This window comes from bacterium (genome assembly GCA_024224155.1).
Classification (GTDB): Bacteria; Acidobacteriota; Thermoanaerobaculia; order Multivoradales; family JAHEKO01; genus CALZIK01.
In genome coordinates, this window is sequence record JAAENP010000248.1 from 1 (window position 1) to 3,950 (window position 3,950).

The 3,950-nt window shown below is 64.5% G+C and carries 4 protein-coding genes; 1 reads left to right on the forward strand and 3 read right to left on the reverse strand.

The genetic code is table 11. The annotated features are described in order from the left end of the window. The 3 genes from GY769_12860 to GY769_12870 form a co-directional block, all read right to left on the reverse strand. Positions 1 to 215: hypothetical protein (locus GY769_12860; protein ID MCP4202810.1), on the reverse strand; the 215-nt coding region annotated here is incomplete at its 3' end. A gap of 607 nt (positions 216 to 822) precedes the next feature. Further along, positions 823 to 2,334 (reverse strand): transposase family protein, encoded by a 1,512-nt coding sequence (locus GY769_12865; protein ID MCP4202811.1) that lies wholly within the window; start codon positions 2,332 to 2,334, stop codon positions 823 to 825. Beyond that, the gene (locus tag GY769_12870; GenBank protein MCP4202812.1) at positions 2,327 to 3,241 is read right to left on the reverse strand and encodes a DUF4338 domain-containing protein; all 915 of its coding nucleotides are present in this window, start codon (positions 3,239 to 3,241) and stop codon (positions 2,327 to 2,329) included. The genes GY769_12865 and GY769_12870 overlap by 8 nt, the downstream gene beginning before the upstream one ends. Positions 3,242 to 3,563: 322 nt before the next feature. Between GY769_12870 and GY769_12875 the strand changes: the two genes are divergently transcribed. Next, the coding region (locus tag GY769_12875; GenBank protein MCP4202813.1) for a hypothetical protein at positions 3,564 to 3,950 on the forward strand (387 nt) is incomplete at its 3' end.

The following is a 3,950-nucleotide window of genomic DNA, read 5'->3' on the forward strand; positions in this document are numbered from 1 at the left end:
GCTGACAGCGCTTTGGTCTTCTGCATATCGTGAAGCACGGCGATTTCATCGCCAACTACCCACACCCATTCTTCCCGGTCGCCGTTGTACCACTCGCGCTTGGTTCCTTGCGGGCGCTCACCTTTGTTTCCGACCTGGGCTTGTGCAAGTGAGGGGATTATCACCAAGACCGCAAGACAAGCATAAGACCATGCGCAATGGTGTGTCGTCTTCATTCTGTTCTCCCTAGTTCTTGTCCGGTGCGATCCATGGCCAAGCCGAGGAACGGTAGAGGCATGCAATCTCGTTCACTAGGACGTAGCTAGAGATAGGCTCTTCCTTTATCCCTTAACGGGACGCTCCCAAGGGCGACGGAACGCCATCTCCAGGTATCGACTCAGCGGGCGCGAAGGCGATAACGATCGGCACGTACGCCGACTCTGCGAGTCTCGCTTCGATTCCAGTCGGCAACAGCCGCTCGAGCGGTTGGCCGTTACTGGACGAACGACGGACTCTCCAGCCGCCGAACAAGCTCTTGGAGCTCGCTCTGACGACGCCGACATTTGCACATGGCTAGTGTCTCCTATGAGGTCTAGGATGTCAAGGCTCAGAGCGCTCAGTCAGCCCTGACGCACGAGCGTCAGCCGGTTTACTCCGCCGGCATGACCCGGGCTTCAGAGAGCCAGCTCTAGAGCTTTCCTCTGCTGCGAGCGGTGATAAACCGGTGTCGTAGCGGTTCGAGGGCGAGGGAATCGGTCCTGAAGCCGGGCCTCGCCATGCCCGGATGTACACAAGGCGTACCTCGGCAGGCTGGGCGACTGGAGCCCAGCTGCAGGGGAGGGGCTAGGCGAGGCGTATCTGGAATCGCCGGGAGAGTTGAGCCCGGACCCGTTGCGCGTCCAGCCAAGGCCCGGCAACCGTCTCGCGCAGGAAGTCGATCCAGCCACGGACTCCCAGAGTCCGGACCACCTCTTGGAGGCGCTCGGTGCAGCGAGCCAGGACGTTGAAGAAGTGCCCCAAGCGCATCAAGTAGTGGTAGCCTTTCATGGCGTTCCAGTTGTAGGCAAAGCAGTGCTCATAGTGGTAGCCGTGGCGCTTCTCGACCAGGATGTTGGTCTCGATGGCCCAGCGGTGGCGCGCCGCCAGATTGCAGCGCGAGTGCAGGTTGTGCTCGCTCAGAGGCTCGCTCGAGATCCAGGCATGGCGCGATCGGTGGGTCACGATCTCGCCCGAGGGCGCCACCTCCTCCCAGGTCTCCTCGCAGACCACCATGTGGATCACCAACTGCCGGCTTTCGTGGCGACCATAGGTGTACTCGATTTCATTGACCCACACGAAGCTCTGGTGACGGTTGCCCCACCGCAAACGGCGACGGTTGTTGGGCTGGAGCTGCTTGAGACCCTCGAACTCCTCCCAGACCCTGGGCAGGGATGAGTTCTGCAAGACGATCATGAACTGCCAATGGTAGCGCCGGCACAGCGCCATGATCGGGCCATTGGGATACAGCCCGTCGAGCAACAGCAGGATCTTCAGTCGCCGGAAGTGCTGCTTGAGCCGTTTGGCCAACCGTTTGAAGGCCTGCGACTCGCAGTCCTGAGTCTCGCTCTGGCTGGCGCCTTCGTGGAGGGTCAGAAACTCGCTCAGCAAGGGCAGCACCAGGCCATTGCGAAACGCCAGACAGGCCTCGACGACGACGACGTAGTACTGCTTGGAGGCCTCCTCCCCCGAGCCCACCGGACGCTCGAGCGCGTGGTCGTCGAAGCGCCAGGTACGGAACAACTTCTGGGTACCATCGATCGCGATCGGGTAGAAACCGCCGATCCGGTAGCGCCGGAACTTCTTGCGCCGGATCAAGGCCTGGACCAAGTCCATATGCGCTTGCTGGATCTGCTCGACATCGATGCGCGCCAACAGGCGGTAAAGCGTATCGTGGTGGGGTAGATCTTCCAGCTCCGGAACCAAGAGCTTCAGGTTCTCCTGGAACATCGGCAGGGTCATCTTGCGGTTGGCCTCGCGCCGCGAGGCCATCTGAAAGACGAAGCTCAGGATGCCGTAAACCAGCACCGACGTCAGCACGTGCTTGGTCTTTCTGGGGTTTCGCGGATCCGGGATCTTCGCCAGCCGTGGAATCAACCGCCGCAGCTGGTCGCCGAGAACCTTGAAATGCTCCACCACCGTATCCTGGCGCTGCTGCTGCTCTTCTTCGCGCGTGCTCAGCTGACTCTTGCGGTTGGGCAGCGTCGGCTGCCCCGACACCTCCAGCCCTTCGGCCCGCTGCTTCTGGCGCAGCTTCTTCTGAGCTCTGAGGCGTGCCTTCTGAAGTTCGCGCGCGGGACGGCGGGAGGGCTTACTCATGGCCGCTGCCTTCCACCACGCACAGCTGACGGCGGAACTCCCGCACCACCGGGCGCACGAACATCCGTTTCGGCGTACTGGTGTAACGACGCCCGGGGCGGCGCAGGCCCTCACCGGTGGTCAAACCCAACTCGATCCACCCCGCCGCCCGGTAGCAGGTGCCGTGGAAACGCTGCGGGTCCACGAACGTCTCCAGCAGCACCGGCTGGTAGCCCCACAGCTGCTGCCAGTCCTCTCGCACCCGCCGCCGCAGCTGGCCCAACACGTGGCTGGCCAGGTGGCGAATCCGGATCCACGGGAAGATCAAAAACCGCGTGTTGTTCACCACCCACGCCAGCCGCTGGAGCCGTTGCGAGTCGTTCCAACCGATCCACCGATCCCGCACTGTCACCGCCTTGGCCGCTCCGGCCAACAGCACACAACCCAAAAGTCCTTGCTCACACCTCACGAAGTAGCGCACCGCGCAGCCGAACGGCCGGCGGTAGCCCAGGTAGTGGTAGCGATCCACATACTCGGCCCATAGTCGCGTCTGCGCACGGCTGTCGACGATTTCCAACTTCACCTCCCCCAACTCCTCGAGCCGACCCTCCAAGGGCTCTCCAGGCTCCGTCTCGCGGCTATAGACCCGGCGTATGTTGCCCCGCGCCGACCTCCTGCACGCCCGCTTCGCCGGCAGCCGCACTCGCCCCTGCTTCTCCAGCTTCTCCAACAGCTTCCGGCAAGCATCCAGCTTCGCGCTGCCAGTGGCCGTGCGCCACTTCAGATGCTCACACAGCGTCTGCGCAAGCTCCGTGCGCGACAAGCTCGGGAAACTCTCCACGGTCCAGCAGATCTGCTCCAGCTCCTCCGGCTCGAAGCTTCGGCCGCTCTGCTGCAGCGTGGCCAAACGGCGAGGGTCTTCGGGCATCGGCACTCCTTCGGGAAGGATCGTCCAACCCGACTCTGCCACAGGGCGAAAAGTTTGTCTACCCCCTTTGCGCGAAAAACTTCTTCCACTGGTTGCCCGAAGCTCAGGCTGGGTGCGGGGCCAGCGTCTCGTGCGTCAGCGCTGCCGGGGCGGGGGGGGCCGCTGCTGTCGGCCCGCCGCGACAGCCAACCGGCCTGTGCACCCGGCGACTCGTCACCGGCTCGAGGCGGCGGACGCCAGCGGCACGATTCGGGGGTAGGATTGCATCCCGCGGCACGGCCGGGGCGTATCTTCGGCTGTGCGAGTCCCGGCATCCTACCAGATGAGCGATTTCACAGGCGCCCTCGAGATACCCGGATCCGACGTAGGGGCGGCCCGATGTGGGCGCCCGCCGGCGGGCGCCCACGCTGGAGCACCCCGACACCAGGCCTGCCTCGCCGGTCTGTTTGCGCTGCTCGGCGCGCTCTGCGCGGCCGCGGTCTTCGGCCAGCCGCCGGTCGACGGGCCGCCGGACGACGGCGTGCCGCCGGCGCTGGCGGTCGGCGACGACGAGCCGGAAGCCGCGGCGGCGGAGCTCTCCGAGCGCCACCGGCGCTGGCTGGACGAAGTCGAGCCCCTGATCACCACCGCCGAGCGCCGGCTGTTCGCGACGCTCCGGCAGGACTACCAGCGCGACGCCTTCATCCAGCAGTTCTGGAAGGTCCGCGAC

Coding starts and splice junctions, on each gene's coding strand:
- GY769_12865 (MCP4202811.1), bottom strand. CDS start 2,334: ATGAGTAAGCCCTCCCGCCGTCCCGCGCGCGAACTTCAGAAGGCACGC.
- GY769_12870 (MCP4202812.1), bottom strand. CDS start 3,241: ATGCCCGAAGACCCTCGCCGTTTGGCCACGCTGCAGCAGAGCGGCCGA.